At 55.8% G+C, this 17,141-nt stretch carries 20 protein-coding genes; 2 read left to right on the forward strand and 18 right to left on the reverse strand.

The window, feature by feature from the left end:
* Positions 1-2: 2 nt before the first annotated feature.
* Positions 3-491 (forward strand): SixA phosphatase family protein, encoded by a 489-nt coding sequence (locus tag ACRBB0_RS10840; RefSeq protein ID WP_431374446.1) that lies wholly within the window; start codon positions 3-5, stop codon positions 489-491.
* A 2-nt stretch (positions 492-493) separates the two neighbouring features.
* On the opposite strand, the gene ACRBB0_RS10845 is transcribed toward ACRBB0_RS10840, so the two are convergent.
* From ACRBB0_RS10845 to rpsM, 13 genes are all read right to left on the reverse strand, one after another.
* A complete protein-coding gene (locus ACRBB0_RS10845) occupies positions 494-1,501 on the reverse strand; it encodes an amino acid ABC transporter substrate-binding protein (RefSeq protein WP_431374447.1) in 1,008 nt (335 codons plus the stop codon).
* 190 nt (positions 1,502-1,691) lie between these two features.
* On the reverse strand, positions 1,692-2,408 hold the full coding sequence (locus tag ACRBB0_RS10850) for an ATP12 family chaperone protein (RefSeq protein WP_431374448.1): 717 nt from the start codon (positions 2,406-2,408) through the stop codon (positions 1,692-1,694).
* Positions 2,405-3,100: an HAD-IA family hydrolase gene (locus ACRBB0_RS10855; protein ID WP_431374449.1), complete on the reverse strand. Its 696-nt coding sequence runs from the start codon at positions 3,098-3,100 to the stop codon at positions 2,405-2,407. The genes ACRBB0_RS10850 and ACRBB0_RS10855 overlap by 4 nt, the downstream gene beginning before the upstream one ends.
* Complete coding sequence (locus tag ACRBB0_RS10860; protein ID WP_431374450.1) at positions 3,075-4,130, reverse strand: RluA family pseudouridine synthase; 1,056 nt, start codon at positions 4,128-4,130, stop codon at positions 3,075-3,077. The genes ACRBB0_RS10855 and ACRBB0_RS10860 overlap by 26 nt, the downstream gene beginning before the upstream one ends.
* Positions 4,127-4,504 carry a fluoride efflux transporter CrcB gene (crcB, locus tag ACRBB0_RS10865; RefSeq protein WP_431374451.1) on the reverse strand — a complete coding sequence of 126 codons (378 nt, stop codon included), beginning with the start codon at positions 4,502-4,504 and terminating at the stop codon, positions 4,127-4,129. The genes ACRBB0_RS10860 and crcB overlap by 4 nt, the downstream gene beginning before the upstream one ends.
* A 30-nt stretch (positions 4,505-4,534) precedes the next feature.
* Complete coding sequence (locus ACRBB0_RS10870; protein WP_431374452.1) at positions 4,535-5,083, reverse strand: hypothetical protein; 549 nt, start codon at positions 5,081-5,083, stop codon at positions 4,535-4,537.
* Positions 5,080-6,393 carry a replication-associated recombination protein A gene (locus ACRBB0_RS10875; RefSeq protein WP_431374453.1) on the reverse strand — a complete coding sequence of 438 codons (1,314 nt, stop codon included), beginning with the start codon at positions 6,391-6,393 and terminating at the stop codon, positions 5,080-5,082. The genes ACRBB0_RS10870 and ACRBB0_RS10875 overlap by 4 nt, the downstream gene beginning before the upstream one ends.
* Positions 6,394-6,395: 2 nt before the next feature.
* Positions 6,396-7,769: a trypsin-like peptidase domain-containing protein gene (locus tag ACRBB0_RS10880; protein ID WP_431374454.1), complete on the reverse strand. Its 1,374-nt coding sequence runs from the start codon at positions 7,767-7,769 to the stop codon at positions 6,396-6,398.
* Between the two features lie 151 nt (positions 7,770-7,920).
* Positions 7,921-8,991 (reverse strand): 3-deoxy-7-phosphoheptulonate synthase, encoded by a 1,071-nt coding sequence (locus ACRBB0_RS10885; RefSeq protein ID WP_431374455.1) that lies wholly within the window; start codon positions 8,989-8,991, stop codon positions 7,921-7,923.
* Positions 8,992-9,350: 359 nt separating this feature from the next.
* Positions 9,351-9,770 (reverse strand): 50S ribosomal protein L17, encoded by a 420-nt coding sequence (gene rplQ, locus ACRBB0_RS10890; protein ID WP_299925149.1) that lies wholly within the window; start codon positions 9,768-9,770, stop codon positions 9,351-9,353.
* 146 nt (positions 9,771-9,916) lie between these two features.
* Entirely contained in the window at positions 9,917-10,933 is a 1,017-nt protein-coding gene (locus tag ACRBB0_RS10895; RefSeq protein WP_431374456.1) for a DNA-directed RNA polymerase subunit alpha, read from the reverse strand.
* 113 nt (positions 10,934-11,046) lie between these two features.
* Entirely contained in the window at positions 11,047-11,439 is a 393-nt protein-coding gene (gene rpsK, locus ACRBB0_RS10900; RefSeq protein WP_431374457.1) for a 30S ribosomal protein S11, read from the reverse strand.
* A 15-nt stretch (positions 11,440-11,454) separates the two neighbouring features.
* Positions 11,455-11,823, reverse strand: coding sequence for a 30S ribosomal protein S13 (gene rpsM / locus ACRBB0_RS10905; RefSeq protein WP_099248478.1), 369 nt, complete (start codon positions 11,821-11,823; stop codon positions 11,455-11,457).
* Positions 11,824-12,125: 302 nt separating this feature from the next.
* Between rpsM and ACRBB0_RS10910 the strand changes: the two genes are divergently transcribed.
* Positions 12,126-12,524 carry a BLUF domain-containing protein gene (locus ACRBB0_RS10910; protein WP_431374458.1) on the forward strand — a complete coding sequence of 133 codons (399 nt, stop codon included), beginning with the start codon at positions 12,126-12,128 and terminating at the stop codon, positions 12,522-12,524.
* Positions 12,525-12,774: 250 nt separating this feature from the next.
* On the opposite strand, the gene ACRBB0_RS10915 is transcribed toward ACRBB0_RS10910, so the two are convergent.
* From ACRBB0_RS10915 to ACRBB0_RS10935, 5 genes are all read right to left on the reverse strand, one after another.
* Positions 12,775-13,419, reverse strand: a complete 645-nt coding sequence (locus tag ACRBB0_RS10915) for an adenylate kinase (RefSeq protein WP_431374459.1) — start codon at positions 13,417-13,419, stop codon at positions 12,775-12,777.
* On the reverse strand, positions 13,416-14,777 hold the full coding sequence (secY, locus tag ACRBB0_RS10920) for a preprotein translocase subunit SecY (RefSeq protein ID WP_431374460.1): 1,362 nt from the start codon (positions 14,775-14,777) through the stop codon (positions 13,416-13,418). Before secY ends, ACRBB0_RS10915 begins: the two co-directional genes overlap by 4 nt.
* Before the next feature lie 110 nt (positions 14,778-14,887).
* A complete protein-coding gene (gene rplO / locus ACRBB0_RS10925) occupies positions 14,888-15,358 on the reverse strand; it encodes a 50S ribosomal protein L15 (RefSeq protein ID WP_431374461.1) in 471 nt (156 codons plus the stop codon).
* 388 nt (positions 15,359-15,746) lie between these two features.
* Entirely contained in the window at positions 15,747-15,962 is a 216-nt protein-coding gene (locus tag ACRBB0_RS10930) for a DUF1127 domain-containing protein (RefSeq protein WP_431374462.1), read from the reverse strand.
* Between the two features lie 705 nt (positions 15,963-16,667).
* The gene (locus ACRBB0_RS10935; RefSeq protein ID WP_431374463.1) at positions 16,668-17,045 is read right to left on the reverse strand and encodes a COG4315 family predicted lipoprotein; all 378 of its coding nucleotides are present in this window, start codon (positions 17,043-17,045) and stop codon (positions 16,668-16,670) included.
* Between the last annotated feature and the right edge of the window lie 96 nt (positions 17,046-17,141).

Below are 17,141 nucleotides of genomic sequence, written 5' to 3' on the forward strand. Positions count from 1 at the left end.
CCATGAAACGTCTAATTTTGATGCGCCACGCCAAGTCCGATTGGACCCTTGGCCAAGATGATCACGAACGCCCTTTAAACAAACGCGGCCAAGTCTCTGCCGCTGCGTTAGGGGATTGGCTGCGTGCCAAGGGCTATTGTCCTGATCAGGTTCTGTGTTCTAGTGCGATGCGCACACGTCAGACCCTTCAAGAGCTGCAGTTAACCGCCGAAACCCGGTTCGAATCGTCCCTATATTTGGCCGATCCTGCCGTCATGCTCGACACGCTGAGTACGGCACAGGGCGGCACTGTTCTTGTCATCGCCCATAATCCCGGTATCGCGATGCTGGCTCAGGGGATGGTGCGCGAAACACTTCCCCACCCTCGGTTCCAAGATTTCCCTACCGGAGCAACGCTGGTTGCGGATTTTGAGTGCGAGAGTTGGGACAAGGTTGAGCCCGGCAAAGGCCAGGCTCAAGACTTTGTTATTCCAAGAGAGCTAACCGAATAAGATTACCGAAACGGCGGGCTATACAGCAAGCCACCATCGGTCCATTGCGCGTTTAACCCCCGCGACAAACCAATAGGTGTGTTCTCACCGATGTTCTTTTCGAACAGTTCACCATAGTTACCCTCGGCGCGAATGGCGTTCACCGCCCAGTCAGGCGACAGCCCAAGCATCTCGCCCAAAATACCCTCAGTTCCGAGCAAACGGTTGATCTCAGGATTATTGGTTCCCTCAAGCAGCTCATCGACATTGGCTGATGTGACACCCAATTCTTCGGCGGCAATCAAGGCGTTCAACGTCCAACGCACCACATCGCCCCACTCATTGTCGTCATGACGAACAACTGGGCCCAATGGCTCTTTTGAGATGATTTCAGGCAGCAAGACATGATCACCCGGAGCCTCAAATGTCGCCCTGATCGCGGCAAGACCCGAGGCATCGGTTGAGTACACATCGCATGCCCCTTCCAGATACAGGGTTTGGGCTTCTGCGGTCGATTCGATGGGAATCGCATCATATTCGATATTGTTGCGCTCAAAGAACTCCGACAGGTTCGGGCCTGTCGTTGTGTCAGTCTGTACGCAAACGGCCTTACCGTTCAGTTCCTTCGCCGAGGAAATGCCCGACGCCTTGGGCACCATAAAGCCCTGACCGTCGTAGTAATTGATCCCTGCGAATTCGAGTTTCAGATCAACATCAGCCGACATGCTCCAGGTCGTGTTACGTGCCAACATATCTATTTCGCCCGACAACAGTGCGGTGAAGCGTGATTTATTGGTGGTTGGAACAAATTCTACTGCATTCGGGTCACCCAGAATCGCGGCTGCAACGGCGCGGCAAAGCCCGATGTCAAAGCCGTTCCAGTCTTCATTCGCGTCTTGTGACGCAAAGCCAACCAGACCGGAATTTACCCCGCATCTGAGCACGCCATGCGCTTTGACGTCGTCTAATGTGCCTGCCTCTGCGGCCCCCGCGGCACCCAAGAGCGCGCCAAGGAGTACTAAATTCCGCATATTTCCCTCTTCTCAGGTTTATGCCTCGAAACAACGAGAAGCCCTTGTACGCGGGCCTTGTGTACCAATATCGGGGTGTCCCTTCCCTGCACCTCAGAGTTTGGGCGATTTCACGCTCAAACGTCAAGGTAAGATGCCACCCAAGGCCCTGTTTACGGGCGCCTATACCGATGATTCTGGATAGTGCGTGCTAGCTTGCTTGACTGGCAAGCTGATAAAACTGATCAGCAAAGACCAATTCGCCTTTCTTGCGGTTGGCCAGCGCCGTGGCTTCGTCATCCTCGCCCCATTGTTCCTCTTGCCAAGTCTCGTCCAAGCGCGACAGATCCCACAGGGTTTCGGCGCTATGTAGCCGGTAAGTCGCTGCAAATCCAAGGATTAACGAGCCCGTCATAGACACAAGGTCGTGAAATGCGGCCAATTGAAAAGATGTAAATTGATGCACCTTTTTGGTCAATGTCTCCAATGCGGCGCGGTCTTGTGGCGCATGCATGATTCCAGCTCGCGTTTCTAAACGTGCGCCCAGCGTTTCCGCCGCCCAATCCAGAACCGGATCCCACTTTTCGGCCTGACGCGCCGCCAATTCCGCCGGGCTATCCGCGCGATAACACAACAAATCCGTATCGCCATAGGCCGCAAGCATATCCGCCACTTCGGCAAATTGGGTCGCCACCTTGTCCAAGGCGGAATTTGACATGCGGGTGAACGGCATGGTCGCGGGATCAACTTTGTCTTCCTGCGCATCCCATTCGGCGGCAATCGCCTCAGCGAGGCCCCGTGTGGGAACAACAAGCGGTGTTTTCGCGGGGGTTTTGATCGTCCGACCATCCAGCGTAACCGCAAAACCGTCAGCAGTTTCAACGACCTCAGCGGCCTTCCAGAACCGTTTGGGTGCCCAATCGCTCATTCGAAACCTCCCAGGAGTTGCTCGATATTTTGTTCTATGGCGCCCGCGTCGTGGACCAAAATATCCGCCTGTGCAAGGGCTTCCTCTGTATGATAGCCCCAGCTGACACCGATTGATTTAAACCCGGCAGCCTTGGCCATATCCATGTCAAAACTGGTGTCGCCAATCATCACCGCATGCTCAATTTCAACGCCACTTTCGCGCAGCGCCGCCTGTAACATCGACGGATGTGGTTTAGACGGGTGATCATCGGCAACCTGCGTTGTGACGAACTGCACCGGCAAATCCAGCCCCGCCAGCAAAGCCGTTAATCCCCGGCGTGATTTGCCGGTCGCGATGCCCAAAAGCAGGTTGTCATACCGCCCCAAACGCTCAAACATATACGCAATTCCCGGATAAAGGGGCGCATGCCCCACGCTGCGGCGTAGATCGGCGTAGCTGTCTTTATAGGTGTCAACCATCTGATCCCGAAGGCTTTCCTCAGCATCCGGGACCAAGCGTGCCATCGCTTGTGGCAAGGACAATCCGACAATCGATAACACCTGTGCCTTGGCTGGCAAGGCCAGACCCACGCTGTCAAAAGCAGCCGTCATTGACGCCAATATGTCGCCCTGACTGTCGACCAGCGTGCCGTCGACATCAAAGACCGCCAGTTTCAGCGTCATGTCACAGCCCTTCAAACGGGTCGTCATCCGCAAAACTTTCTTCCCAGCCCAGCGTGTCCCAACTATGGGCCATATGTTCAGGAAGCGGTGCCTTGACTGTGATTTCCTTACGGGTGATCGGGTGAACAAAGCTCATTGAACGCGCATGCAAATGCAGTTTCTTCGAAATTGCACCGCCCAATTGTGCGCCCCAACCGTCGCCCAAATTCTCCTGACCCGAGCCACCGTATTTGCCGTCGCCAATAATAGGGTGGCCAATTTCGGCCATATGCACACGTAGCTGGTGGGTCCGCCCGGTGATCGGCTCCATCGCGACCCACGCAGCGCGCGACGCCACCCGGTATAGTGTCGCATAGAGCGTATGCGCCCTCTTTGCGCCTGGCGTGCTGTCCATATCTCGAGGATGCACGGCGACCATCTTTTCGCCACCACCCGTCGGGCCATGTCCCGGTGCCTTGACCAGACCGTACCGGATTTCACCCAAATATGGCACAGGCACCCCGCCTACCAAGGCCCAGTAAATCTTGCGAGTTTCCTTGTGGCGGATCGCATCCGTCAGCCCCTTAGCCACCTCACGGGATCGCGCCAGCAACAATACACCAGACGTATCTTTGTCGAGCCGGTGCACAAGTCGCGGCTTTTCATCTTTGCCAAAGCACAACGCTTCTGACAGCCCATCCACATGGCGCGACTGCTTGCTCCCGCCTTGGGTGGCCAGACCGGGTGGCTTGTTCAGCGCGATAATATGATCGTCTTTCCAAAGCACACAGCTCTGGATCATCTTTGCATCCGCTTCAGACACCCGCGGTTGTTGTGGCCGCGCCGCCTGTTGCGCCTGAACTTGCTCGGCATCTGGCAACGGCGGAATACGTACCGATTGCCCGACCTCTAGACGCGTCGACGCTTTGACACGCCCGCCATCAACCCGCAGATCACCTTTGCGGCACATCTTTTCAATCCGGCCTTGGGCAACATGCGGAAACTTGCGCTTGAACCAACGATCAAGGCGCTGATCGCCATCGCCGGGGGCAACGGTAAGGGTCTGAACACGGCTCATGTGGCAAAGCTCCGGGCAAGAAGAAGGCCGGCAAACAGCGCGGCGATTGAAAGAACAACAGAGGCCAGCACATAGCCTGCCGCCAGCCCGACGTCACCCCTTTCATAAAGGGTCGCTGCGTCGAGCGAAAATGCCGAAAACGTTGTGAACCCGCCAAGCAGGCCCGTCATCAACAAGGGCGCAAATCGATTCCCCGACAGATGCGCCAGCATCACAACGATCACACCCATCGAAAACGATCCGGCAATGTTAACGATCAGTGTTCCCCACGGAAACCCGATCCCCAGCCAGCGCACTGCGCCCACTCCGGTCAGATAGCGCAAAACAGCACCGATTGCGCCACCAAGCGCCACTTGAACAAGGGTGAAAGTCATAGAGGTCTGTTGCCCGCCCCCCCGCCAGAGTCAAGGCATCTTAGGGTATTGCGCCGATTTGGCCGCCTCTTTAAGCGTTTTCAGGAATTCATTGATGGCTCGAAACAGGGCTGCATCATCCAACGCATCCAGCGCCGTCTCGGTCCATGGCTCTGGCGGATGCAATTGCCCCATGAAGGCCAGCCGCATTTGATGTTGCGCATCACTAAGAGGCAATCGCCCGACCAATTCCAACAGCTCATAAAACCGATGGATTTCTCTCAAGATCCGAAACGCCTCAATCATGCGCGGTGTCAGTGTCGGATCAGCGCGCCAATCGCCACCATGAAACACCTCTTGCGTCACCCTTTGACCGGCCCCAAGACAATCAAACTTGAGACATCCCCCAAACCCTTTGGCCACACGGTTGGCGTGAATAACGCAGGTCATATGGCCGCTGAGATGTACGCATCCAACCCCAGCCGGTTTGTCGATCGAAAAATCCGGCCCCGGTTCAAATTCAAACACCATACAGCACAGCGCGGCGCATTGCGCGCAATCAGATTTCAGGTTTGGGCCATGTAAATCTGTTTCGCTCACACCACACCTTCACGCCGGGCGCGTAGTTTCGCAAAGTAAGCAACACGCTTACCTAGTTCACGTTCAAATCCGCGCTCAACCGGCGCGTAATAGGCCTGTCGCCCCATCTCCTCAGGGAAATAATCCTGCCCCGAAAACCCATCTTCGGCATCGTGGTCATAAGCATAGCCCGCACCATACCCCTGATCCTTCATCAACCGAGTCGGCGCGTTCAAGATATGCTTGGGCGGGGTCAGAGACCCGGTCTTTTTGGCCGCTGCGCGCGCCGCCTTATAGGCCACATAAACCCCGTTGGATTTCGGCGCGAGCGCAATATAGACAAGGGCCTGCGCCAGCGCCAACTCCCCCTCGGGCGAGCCAAGCCGCTCATATGTTTCCCAACTTTGCAAACACACCGATTGCGCCTGTGGATCGGCCAAACCGATGTCTTCAACCGCCATTCGGGTGATCCGACGCGCCAAAAATCGCGGGTCTTCACCGGCATCCAGCATTCGGGCAAACCAATACAGCGCCGCATCGGGATCTGATCCACGCACCGATTTGTGCAAGGCCGAGATCAGGTTGTAATGCCCGTCCCCTGACTTGTCGTATTGCGCCGCGCGTTTCATCAAACGGGTCTTGAGCGCGTCGACATCCAATGGTGCCGTCACCTTCCATGACATCACTTGCTCAATCAGGTTCAGCAACGCGCGCCCGTCACCATCCGCCATTTCGATCAGCGCAGGCCGCGCGCCCTCGTCTATCGGCAACTTGCGGTCCAGCTCTCCTTCGGCCCGCTGCGCCAGCAGTTCCAAATCGTCCGGTCCAAGCCGCTCCAACACCAAAACCTGCGACCGGCTCAACAAAGCGGCGTTCAGTTCAAAGGACGGGTTTTCGGTTGTAGCCCCGACCAAAAGGATGGTCCCATCCTCCATATGCGGCAAAAACCCATCTTGTTGGGCTTTGTTGAAACGGTGGATTTCGTCGACAAACAACAGCGTCCCCTGCCCGGTTTTGCGCCGCAGTTTCGCCGCTTCGAAAACTTTGCGCAGGTCAGGAACCCCGGTGAAAATGGCACTGATCTGGACAAAATTCAGATCGGTAGCATCCGCCAGCAGGCGCGCGATTGTGGTCTTGCCCACACCCGGCGGCCCCCAGAAGATGATCGAGCCAAGCGTGCCCGCCTCAAGCATCACCCCAAGCGGGGCCTCAGGGCCCAAAACCTGTGGTTGCCCGATCACATCCGACAAAACTTGAGGACGCAGCCGATCAGCCAAAGGCCGCGGTGCAGTGTCAGGAACTGTGTCCGATGTGTCAAAGAGATCAGCCAAGATCAAATCCGAAATTTAAGCGTCAGCCGACGGTTACCACGCAATGCATCAATGCGCACGCGCCTCCCGGATTTTCTCAGCAACTGACCAACATCAGACGGCGCTTTCACCTCTTTACCATTCACTCCAAGGATCAGATCACCGCGCTTCAACCCGATTTTCGCCCCAGATCGCCCCGGTGACAACACGATGATTCCATCGCCATCACCCGACAGCCCCAGTTCAGCCAAAACCGCCGGGTTGACCCGCGCCAGAGTTAACCCCTCGAGAACCTCTCGGGATGAAAGTGTAACCTGCCCACGAGGGGGATTTTCGGGCGGCGCAATCATCGCGACTTCGGCCTCTTTGGCGCGCCCCTTGGACACATATGAAATCTGGGCATAGGCCCCAATGCTGCGCACTGACATGCGAAACAGCATTTCCGCAGGCGTGTTCACAGGCTCTCCATCAACGCCAAGCACAACATCACCGGGTACCAGCCCTGCGGTTGCAAACGGGCTAATTGGGTGCAAATCGGCGATCAAAACCCCACCCGGGGCCTTTAAACCCAATCCATCGGACAAATCCGCATCAACCGGCTGGCCCGTCATCCCGGCCCAGGGTCTGATAAACTGATCCTTGCCGTCGCGGGCCTGACCCACAAATGTCGCAACCAGGGCCGACGGAATTGCAAAGCCGATCCCGTTCGAGCCGCCCGACCGCGTCAGGATCGACGTGTTCACCCCAATCAGCCGACCGTTGATATCAATCAACGCGCCCCCTGAATTGCCCGGATTGATCGGTGCGTCGGTCTGAATAAAATACCCGCGCGCATTGCCCGTCGCGGTGCCCGAGCGTGCCAAACCCGACACGATCCCCGACGACACCGTTTGGCCCACCCCAAACGGGTTGCCAATCGCCAAAACCAGCTCGCCAACTTCAACCGTATCGCTATCGCGCAGGCTTAGATGTGGCATGTTCTCAGCGTCGCGCAGCTTCAAAATCGCCAAATCCGCCTCTTCGTCGCCCAACATGACATCCGCCACATATTCGCGCCGGTCATTCAAAACCACGCGAATATCCGTCGCCATGCCCACAACGTGGTAGTTCGAAACAACAATCCCGTCATTCGACAAAATCACACCAGAGCCAAGCGAATTGTGCACCCGAGGACGTTTCTGAAAGTCACGGAAAAGATTGTTGAAAAATGGATCATCCGCAAAGGGGCTGCGTTGCTCGACCACCCGCCGGGCATAAATATTGACCACCGCAGGCGCGGCCTCTTTGACCAATGGGGCAAAGCCGAGACTGATTTCACCTTGGTTTTGCGGGATGCGGGTCTCGGCCCAAAGCGGGGCCGCGAGAACGCTCAAAAGCAGACAAACACGCAGAAACATAAGAGTCCTTTCGTCAAATGCTGTCTTGATATGCGGTTGCGCAGGCGCAAATGCAAGTTTCCCGACCGTATCAGCGGGCCACCGCCAAAACAGGAAAAGCCCGGCACACAGGCCGAGCTTCCCAGGGAGTGACACGTCATAGGAGGTGTGATCAGCCTGCTTTGCGGGTCAGAACGCTGCGGCGCTGGCGCACATCATCCGACAACTCGCGCAGGCAATCCTGTGTTTGCGCCCAATCAATGCAGCCATCGGTGATCGACTGACCGTAAACCAGTGGTGCCGAGCCGAGTTTTTGCGCACCGCCCACAAGGTTGCTTTCGATCATAACGCCCATGATTCGGTGATCACCGCGGGCAATTTGGCCGCCGACATTGGCCAAAACCTCTGGCTGGCGCTCTGGTAGTTTGCCGCTATTGGCATGGCTCGCGTCGATCATAACCTGCGGGCGAACGCCGTCTTTTTCGGCCTTGTGGCACAGCGTATCAACCGACGCTTCGTCGTAGTTTGTCCCCTCGCCACCGCGCAAAATCACGTGGCAATCCGGGTTGCCATGGGTGCCGACAATTGCAGCCTGTCCGCTTTCGCTGAGACCCATGAAATGGTGTTCTTGCGCCGAGGATCGTACTGCGTCCAAAGCGATCTGGATATTGCCGCGCGTGCCATTCTTGAAACCAACCGGGCAGCTCAGGCCCGACGCCATTTCACGGTGGATTTGGCTTTCGGTGGTGCGCGCGCCAATGGCGGCCCAGCTCACCAAATCAGCCACGTATTGCGGCACGGCCGTGTCAAGGAATTCGGTCCCAACAGGCAGACCCATCTCGTTGATTTCCAGCAGCAAATCACGTGCCGCATGCAGGCCCTCATTGATCGCGAAGGAGCCGTCCAGATGTGGATCGTTGATCAACCCTTTCCAGCCCCCAATGGTGCGCGGTTTTTCAAAGTACACGCGCATCACGATCTCAAGCGAGTCGGCGCATTCCACCCGCAACGCTTGCAACTTGCGGGCATAATCTAGCGCGGCCTCTGGATCGTGAATGGAACAGGGACCGGTCACCGCAATAACGCGATCATCCTCGCTCTTGAGGATCCGCTGGATCGCATTCCGTCCGGCTTGGACCGTTTGCGATGCGGCATCCGTCATCGGCAATTGCGCCCGCAATGCAGCAGGGGTGGTGAGTTCTTGCATCTGGGTGACGCGAAGGTTCTGGGTGGCGATGGGCATGGGCTTCTTCCTGAATGGGATGCCCCCGGAGCTGGATACAAAAAAACCGCCCTCGGGGGCGGTCGGTGGTATCTCGTTTCAGCGTTTTGTCAGAACGCGCAAACCCCTCCGTCCGCCTTATGGCTCGGATAATAAAAGTACCAAAATGTTGCGTACGATTGGGTCATGCGCCAAACGTTAGCCGCCTCTTCTAAAACTGTCACCCCCCAAATTGAAAAATTATTTATAATAAAAACCGAGTGTTAGGGCGAGCGCGAAAACGGGGCACCCGGGAGTCACCAGAAAAACATCACCTCACCACAAAGAAAAAGGCCCCACCCAAACGGGTGAGGCCTTTGGAATTCTCGGTCGAGAAAAGCTTACTCGTCAGCGGCTTCAGCAGCTTCGAGGCGGGCTTTGTCCGCTGCGCCTTTTGCGTCAACGTCACGGTCAACCAGTTCGATGATCGCCATAGGCGCCATGTCACCGTAACGGAAGCCAGCTTTCAGAACACGGCAATAGCCGCCCGAACGCTCGGCGTAACGTGGGCCAAGAACGGCGAACAATTTCGCAACGTCTTTGTCTTCTTTGAGCTGAGCAGCTGCCTGACGGCGCGCATGCAGATCGCCGCGCTTGCCCAGGGTGATCAGCTTGTCGATGACGCGCTTGAGTTCTTTTGCCTTAGGCAAAGTGGTTTTGATTTGCTCATGTTCGATGAGCGAGCCTGCCATGTTCGAGAACAGCGCTTTACGGTGTTCGTGTGTACGATTAAGGCGGCGGTATCCACGCTTGTGACGCATATGTCTTACTCCAGAATGTGCCCTCTACGGGCTGTTTTGCTTTGTCTGGCTGGCGATGCGTGTCACCAGCTCTCCTTGGGGCCTAGGCCCAGTACCGGGCGACACGGGGCCGCCCAGATGTAGGGTGGGGTTTGACCCCACCAAACTTAAAAGTTGTCTTCGAGCTTCTTGGCCAGATCTTCGATGTTGTCTGGTGGCCAGTCTTCGACGTCCATGCCGAGGTGCAGCCCCATACCCGACAGCACTTCTTTGATCTCGTTCAAAGATTTGCGGCCAAAGTTCGGTGTGCGCAGCATTTCTGCTTCGGTCTTCTGAATCAGATCGCCAATATACACTATATTGTCGTTCTTCAGGCAGTTTGCAGACCGGACAGACAGTTCCAGCTCGTCCACTTTCTTGAGCAGAAGTGGGTTGAACTCGAGACCATCGTCGTCGTCTTGACGCTGAGCCGACTCAGGCTCTTCGAAGTTGACGAAGATCGACAGCTGATCCTGCAGGATGCGTGCGGCAAATGCCACGGCATCTTCAGGGCTGATTGAACCGTCGGTTTCGACCTTCATTGTGAGCTTGTCATAGTCCAGAACCTGACCTTCACGGGTTGGCTGAACGTCATAGGCGACTTTCTTAACCGGTGAATAGATCGCGTCGATTGGGATCAGACCAATAGGTGCGTCTTCTGGCTTGTTCTTGTCCGCAGACACATAGCCTTTACCGGTGTTCACGGTGAATTCCATGTACACTTCGGCACCTTCGTCCACGTGACAGATCACGTGATCGCGGTTCAGGATTTCAATGCCTGCGCTCTCGGTGATGTCGCCAGCGGTAACAACGCCCGGACCTTTTGCAGTGACCGACAGACGCTTGGGGCCTTCGGCCTCCATACGGATCGAAACACCTTTGAGGTTCAGGATGATGTCTGTGACGTCTTCGCGAACACCGTCAACCGACGAGAATTCGTGCAATACGTTGTCGATCTGAACGCTTGTGATGGCCGCACCTTGAAGGCTCGACATCAAAACGCGGCGCAGCGCGTTGCCCAGTGTCAGACCAAAACCACGCTCAAGCGGTTCTGCGACGACTGTCGCTTTGCGTGCGGGATCGTTGCCGGGTTTGATTTCAAGCTGTGTTGGCTTGATCAGTTCGGCCCAGTTCTTATGGATCATGCAAGTCCCTCCATACCAGTCTAGTCCCCATGTCCGTAGGTCTAGACGCCCGAGGTTTCAAAACGGCATATTGGGGCCAGACAAATGCCCAGCCCCAATACTATAGCAATTGCTTAAACGCGGCGGCGCTTTGGTGGGCGGCAGCCGTTGTGGGCGATTGGTGTAACATCACGGATCGAAGTGATGTTGAAACCAACTGCAGCCAGAGCGCGCAGCGCCGATTCACGACCCGAACCTGGGCCCTGAACTTCAACTTCAAGTGTCTTAACACCGTGCTCTTGGGCTTTTTTGCCTGCATCTTCTGCAGCCAGCTGAGCAGCATAAGGAGTCGATTTGCGCGACCCTTTGAAGCCCATGGCACCAGCAGAGGACCAAGAGATTGCGTTACCCTGAACGTCAGAGATCAGGATTTTGGTGTTGTTGAAGGTCGAGTTCACATGCGCAACGCCAGCTGCGATGTTCTTGGAGACCTTTTTCTTGCCTGTGCGGCGAGGATCACGTGCCATAGTAGTGCGTCTCCCTTACTTCTTCTTGCCAGCAATGGCCTTTGCGGGGCCTTTGCGGGTACGAGCGTTGGTGTGAGTACGCTGACCGCGCACAGGGAGGTTACGGCGGTGACGCAGACCACGATAGCAGCCGAGGTCCATCAAACGCTTCACGTTCATGGTCACTTCACGGCGCAGGTCGCCTTCTACGGTGTAGTTCGCATCGATGTGCTCACGGATGGCCAGAACTTCGGCATCGCTAAGCTCATTTACGCGGCGAGTGGCGTCGATGCCTACCGCTTCGATGATGGCAGCAGCCGAAGTGTGGCCAATACCTGTGATATATGTGAGTGCGATAGGCACCCGCTTGTTGGTCGGGATGTTAACGCCGGCAATACGTGCCAATGTGCATCTTCCTTTTTGTTGCGAGTCCGTAAAACCGGGCCCTTTTTTCACAACATGAGGCCCGAGGCAAAAGCCGCCGGGCCGTAGCTGATCAGGTGATCTGCGCCATGGGTGCGACCCACATTGCATATGTGATTCTCATAGTGAGATGTGGGTGGGTATGAAGTTTCTTGAGCCTCGTCAAGGGCGATCTGTCACTCGGTCAAAATCGCCCGCGAAAATCTCTTCTCAAACACACCGCGAAATGCCAAACTTCACTCTACCCACTTTTTGTAAGCCCGTTTCAATGGTGAGAGGATACGATGCTGACACAGATTTTGTACACGAGCCGATCCACTTATCCACGGGGCAATTTGACTGACTTGGAGATTCTGCGAACCGCGATGCGGTCCAATGAAAACGACGGCATCACAGGCGCATTGCTACGCGACCACCGCCGGTTTTTCCAAATCCTCGAAGGTGAACAAGAAACGGTTTTGTCTTTGGTTCGGCGAATCCAACAAGATCGACGCCATTTTGACATGAGCATTCTGGTTCAACGCAGCATTCAGGACCGAACCTTTGGAGAATGGTCCATGGGCTATGGCGAAATTGACGTCGGTACTATTGGCGCTCTGGAGAGCATCAATCTGGCGCGCACGGACGCCCTGGACATGATATTGGCTACGGTCCTGCCATTTGTTGAGACCCCAGCTCTCTAACGAGCGGCTTTGGAGTTGCCCTTGCGTGACGCGTTGATGGGCAACACAGGCAAGCCAATCTCCAACCCTCCAATCGACTGCCCCCCATTGGGCTCGGCAGACAACAGGTAAACTGGTCATTCAGCCTCGTCAAAACAAACAACGCGCCGCCCAGAAGGCAGCGCGCTATATGTCATCACGGTTTCTGATGGTTGATCACAGGATCAAAACCGATGGCAGGGCCCGCATTCAGCGGACCCCGTCCCCAAAATCACGCGTCCAATTTCTCGGCAATCGCCGCCTTGATCTCGTTGATCTCACCAAGGCCATCCACTCGGCAATGCTGACGCAAGGCGTAGTAGTAGCCGATCAACGGCGCGGTCTGCTTGTAGTATTCCATCAAACGGGTGCGCAGGCTGTCTTCGTTATCGTCAGCCCGGCGTTTGAAGTCAGACGCGCCACAGTTGGTGCATTTCTCATCTTCTGGGATCGGCTTGGTGATGTCGTTATAGACCTCACCACAGCTCCCACAGGTGGAACGCGCAGTGATGCGCTTGACCAATGCTTCGTCCTGAACGCGCAGCTCAACCACGAGATCAAGCTTCTGCCCCATCTCTGCCAGCAATTCAGACAGAGCATCCGCCTGTTTGAGTGTGCGCGGGAAGCCGTCAAAAATGAAACCGTTGGCTTTGACCGTCTGCAGCTGTTCCCGAATCAGACCGATCACGATCTCATCTGTCACCAGCTGGCCTTTGGCCATCACCTCGGCCACTTTCAGGCCCATCTCGGTGCCACTGTCTTTGGCCGCTCTTAGCATGTCGCCAGTCGAGAGCTGGACCATGCCACGCTCTTCTACCAACAGACGTGCTTGTGTGCCTTTACCTGCCCCAGGGGGCCCCAAAAGAATAATGTTCATCGACGCGCCGGCCCCTTCCGCTTGCGAGCCTTACCTTTACCGCGAAGCTGCGACTTCTGAATAAGACCTTCGTACTGATGTGCTAACAGGTGGCTCTGCACTTGTTGAATGGTATCCATTGTCACACTTACGACAATAAGCACCGACGTACCGCCAAAATAGAACGGAATCGCAAACTGTGCCCGCAGGATTTCCGGAAGCAAACACACTGCCGCAAGATAAGCTGACCCAACAACAAGTAGGCGATTGACCACATATTCAAGATAATCAGCCGTCTTTTTGCCCGGCTTGATGCCCGGAACAAAGCCGTTCTGATTTTTGAGGTTGTCGGCCACATCGTCCGGTTTGAACGACACGTTGAAGGTGTAGAAATACGCAAAGAACACGATCATCGAGGCAAAGAACAACAAATAGAGCGGCTGCCCGGGACCAAAGTAGGCCAAGATCGTCGACATGATCGGCCCAGAATCAGAGCCCGAGAACGTGCTCACTGTCACCGGCAGCAACAGCAAAGAGCTGGCAAAGATCGCCGGGATAACGCCCGCTGGGTTCACTTTGAGCGGCAGATGGCTGTTTTGCGCTTCGGTCATCTTCATGCCCACCTGACGGCGGGGATATTGGATGGCAATCTTACGGAGCGCGCGCTCCATGAAGACCACAAAGGCGATCACCGCAACGACCATCAGCATAACACCAACAATCACTGCCGGGCTAATTGCACCCGAACGACCCGAGGCAAAGAACTGCGCCAAGGCGGCGGGAACTTCGGCGATAATGCCAACGAAAATGATAAGGGAGATTCCGTTACCGATGCCGCGCGCGGTGATTTGCTCACCCAGCCACATCAGGAACATGGTGCCACCAACAAGGGTGATCACACAGGCCGCGCGGAAATACCACCCCGGATCGGTGACCAGATCGCCCGCTTCAAGCGACGCAGCAAGCCCATAGGCCTGGAACGTTGCCAAGACCACCGTCCCGAAACGGGTATATTGGTTGATCTTTTTGCGGCCTTGTTCGCCCTCTTTTTTCAGTTGCTCAAGCTTTGGCACCATGGCCGTTAGCAACTGAATAATAATCGAGGCGGAAATATAGGGCATGATGCCAAGGGCAAAGATGCCCATGCGGCCCAATGCGCCCCCTGTAAACATCGACACAATGCCTGCAATCCCTTGCCCGGCTTGATCGACAAATTCCTGCAACGCGGCGCCATCAATACCCGGAACCGGGATGAATGTGCCGAGGCGGTAAACGATCAAAAGGCCAAGCGTAAAGAGAATGCGATTGCGCAGGTCGGTTGCTTTGCCCAGTGCCGCCCAACTTGTGTTAGCGGCCATTTGCTCTGCTGCGGATACCATGCGGGTCTCTCTTGTCAGACAAACGCCGCCCAGAGCGTCTTCCTGCTCGGGCGGCGTTGATGGAAAACTAGGAAGGTATGTAAGCGGCAGATGCGCCGCTCACAAGGCGTTTATTCCGCCGCTGCCGCTTTCGTGACTGTCAGCGCACCGCCTTTTGCTTCAACAGCCGCAATTGCAGACTTGGAAGCACCGGTCACATTGATAGTCAAAGCAGCAGTTACGTCGCCTTTTGCCAGAACGCGGATGCCGTCCAGCTTGCGGCGGACCAGACCCGAAGACACCAGTGTATCTTCGTTGATCTCACCTGCGGTCAATTTGCCCGCGTCGACGAATTTCTGGATCAGGCCCAGGTTTACAACGGCATAGGCCAGGCGGTTTGGCTTGTTAAAGCCACGCTTTGGCAGACGTTGGTACAAAGGCATTTGGCCGCCTTCGTAGCCATTGATGGCCACACCCGAACGCGATTTTTGACCCTTGATACCACGGCCACCGGTTTTACCCATGCCCGAACCGGCACCACGGCCAATACGCTTGCGGCGTTTTGTTGCGCCTTCGTTGTCGCGAAGTTCATTCAGTTTCATGTCGCTTCTCCTTAGCCGGAAGCGCCCCCGAAGCGATCTTGGGACGTACACGGCGTTTCTTGTTGATTCTTTTGCGGCCATTGGCCACCGGGGGCGTATAGACGTCCGCCGCTACCCTTGCAAGCGTTTGGTGGTCCCAACATGTCTTTGTCTCTTCCGGAAGGTGTTCTGTCCAGGCCGGGCATGGACCGCTCTTCCAAGCAGCCTTGGCGCTATTGCAAAACGTTGTGAACGGGGAAAAGACCGTTGCGATGGGGCGGGCAACACTGGCCACTGGAATGATTTCGAAATCACGGGCAAAAAATAAAGCAGGGACAAAATGCAAAACGCCCCCGAAAATCGAGGACGTTTGCGAATTTCGATCAGTCAACGCGTCAGCGCGAGGCTGTTAGACCTGCGCGGCTGAGTTTGCCGCGATGTTGTGGAAGTCGGCCCGGCTCAGGCCCATGTCATCCAACTCACGGTCATTAAGCTTCGAAAGCTCAGCGAAAACTCTGTTATAGGCGGCACGCTGTGCCAAATAGTGCTGCGTCGCGGCAACCATGGTGTTGAACCAAGCGATTGGGGCGACTGTTGCTGGGGCGGTGTGGGCGATATGTGCCATGGTATTTGTCCTTTCGAGGGGCTCGGGCGTATTCCCGAAGCGCTGTTAAATTGTCTTCATGTCCTCTTCCTGTCCCTGATATAGAAGGTACAGGTTGCGCTAACAATTTCCAAAAAGGTCAACCCGCCATGCATTTTCTGCAATGCAGCAAAATTTACGCTTTGCTAAATCAGGTTGTCCTGAAACCCTGTGGCAATTGATGCCCGCTCTCGACGCGCAAATGGGGGCCACCAGCACAGACAGCCACTCTCTGCCCGGTTGACCGCTCAACCGGTCCTGATCGTATTGAAACTCGCTCAATTCACGATCCCAAACTCAGATTTCTGAACTTTATGATGATGGCTTCACCAAGTCGGCGCACTGGCGATAAAACAGGTCCAATCGGGATGCCAAGCCCGTCTGCGGCCTCAGCGTTACTCAACCTGCCGAACACCACGAGCTGGTGCGCCTGCCGCTAAAGATATGGAAGCATTGGAGCAAGGATCGCTCGAAACAGTCCTGGACCGGATCGTCGGAGAGAAAGAAGTCACGGGTCACCGAAAGAGAGTAGCGCCACAAATACGGCGAAGCCCCGGTTCTCTCGGAATACATCCGGGCGCTTTTTTGGATCGGTCGCGCGCGTGATCAAAACCTGGTCAGAAACCGGCCCCCAAAATCTGGAAGCCGGCAAAGAAACTACACTGCCACCTGAGGCGGCACCTGCCCTTATGGGCGTGCGATGTGCCAAACGCCTTGGACACCGTCGCCGGTGACATCGCCCGGCTTTTTGTCACGGACCCAAAGATAGAGCGGTTGATCATTATATGTCACCTGCTGAGCCCCGTTCTTGCGTGCCACGGTTGCAAACCCATCGCCAAGCTTTGCCCCCTCTTCCAACAACAAGGGTGGCCAGGCCTTGGCGCATTGGCCGTAGCACTTGGAGTCACCGTCGGTGTCCTTGTCAAACGTGTATAATGTCATCTCATGGCCATCGATCAGATAGCCCGCATCGGATGTCTTCACCATTGCACCGGAATGCCCATCGGCAAAAACGGCGGTGGTGGTCAAAGTAAGGGCAGCGGCAAGTGTCATAAAACGTGTCATGGTGTCTCCATCAATGTCGCCTGCAACACGCAGGTATAATAGATACGCACCAGACGCGGTTTTATTCCCTCAACGAGCAAAAAAGGACAAAAAAAG

Source organism: Pelagimonas sp., assembly GCF_050633425.1.
In the GTDB taxonomy this organism is placed as follows: domain Bacteria; phylum Pseudomonadota; class Alphaproteobacteria; order Rhodobacterales; family Rhodobacteraceae; genus Pelagimonas.

What these genes read in the sequence shown, in the direction of transcription:
- ACRBB0_RS10910 (WP_431374458.1), top strand. Translation starts at nt 12,126, where the DNA reads ATGCTGACACAGATTTTGTACACGAGCCGATCCACTTATCCACGGGGC.
- ACRBB0_RS10850 (WP_431374448.1), bottom strand. Translation starts at nt 2,408, where the DNA reads ATGAGCGATTGGGCACCCAAACGGTTCTGGAAGGCCGCTGAGGTCGTT.
- ACRBB0_RS10845 (WP_431374447.1), bottom strand. Translation starts at nt 1,501, where the DNA reads ATGCGGAATTTAGTACTCCTTGGCGCGCTCTTGGGTGCCGCGGGGGCC.
- crcB (WP_431374451.1), bottom strand. Translation starts at nt 4,504, where the DNA reads ATGACTTTCACCCTTGTTCAAGTGGCGCTTGGTGGCGCAATCGGTGCT.
- rplQ (WP_299925149.1), bottom strand. Translation starts at nt 9,770, where the DNA reads ATGCGTCACAAGCGTGGATACCGCCGCCTTAATCGTACACACGAACAC.
- ACRBB0_RS10885 (WP_431374455.1), bottom strand. Translation starts at nt 8,991, where the DNA reads ATGCCCATCGCCACCCAGAACCTTCGCGTCACCCAGATGCAAGAACTC.
- ACRBB0_RS10880 (WP_431374454.1), bottom strand. Translation starts at nt 7,769, where the DNA reads ATGTTTCTGCGTGTTTGTCTGCTTTTGAGCGTTCTCGCGGCCCCGCTT.
- rpsK (WP_431374457.1), bottom strand. Translation starts at nt 11,439, where the DNA reads ATGGCACGTGATCCTCGCCGCACAGGCAAGAAAAAGGTCTCCAAGAAC.
- rplO (WP_431374461.1), bottom strand. Translation starts at nt 15,358, where the DNA reads ATGAAACTGAATGAACTTCGCGACAACGAAGGCGCAACAAAACGCCGC.
- ACRBB0_RS10930 (WP_431374462.1), bottom strand. Translation starts at nt 15,962, where the DNA reads ATGGCACATATCGCCCACACCGCCCCAGCAACAGTCGCCCCAATCGCT.
- ACRBB0_RS10935 (WP_431374463.1), bottom strand. Translation starts at nt 17,045, where the DNA reads ATGACACGTTTTATGACACTTGCCGCTGCCCTTACTTTGACCACCACC.
- secY (WP_431374460.1), bottom strand. Translation starts at nt 14,777, where the DNA reads ATGGTATCCGCAGCAGAGCAAATGGCCGCTAACACAAGTTGGGCGGCA.
- ACRBB0_RS10895 (WP_431374456.1), bottom strand. Translation starts at nt 10,933, where the DNA reads ATGATCCATAAGAACTGGGCCGAACTGATCAAGCCAACACAGCTTGAA.
- ACRBB0_RS10915 (WP_431374459.1), bottom strand. Translation starts at nt 13,419, where the DNA reads ATGAACATTATTCTTTTGGGGCCCCCTGGGGCAGGTAAAGGCACACAA.
- ACRBB0_RS10840 (WP_431374446.1), top strand. Translation starts at nt 3, where the DNA reads ATGAAACGTCTAATTTTGATGCGCCACGCCAAGTCCGATTGGACCCTT.
- ACRBB0_RS10855 (WP_431374449.1), bottom strand. Translation starts at nt 3,100, where the DNA reads ATGACGACCCGTTTGAAGGGCTGTGACATGACGCTGAAACTGGCGGTC.
- ACRBB0_RS10860 (WP_431374450.1), bottom strand. Translation starts at nt 4,130, where the DNA reads ATGAGCCGTGTTCAGACCCTTACCGTTGCCCCCGGCGATGGCGATCAG.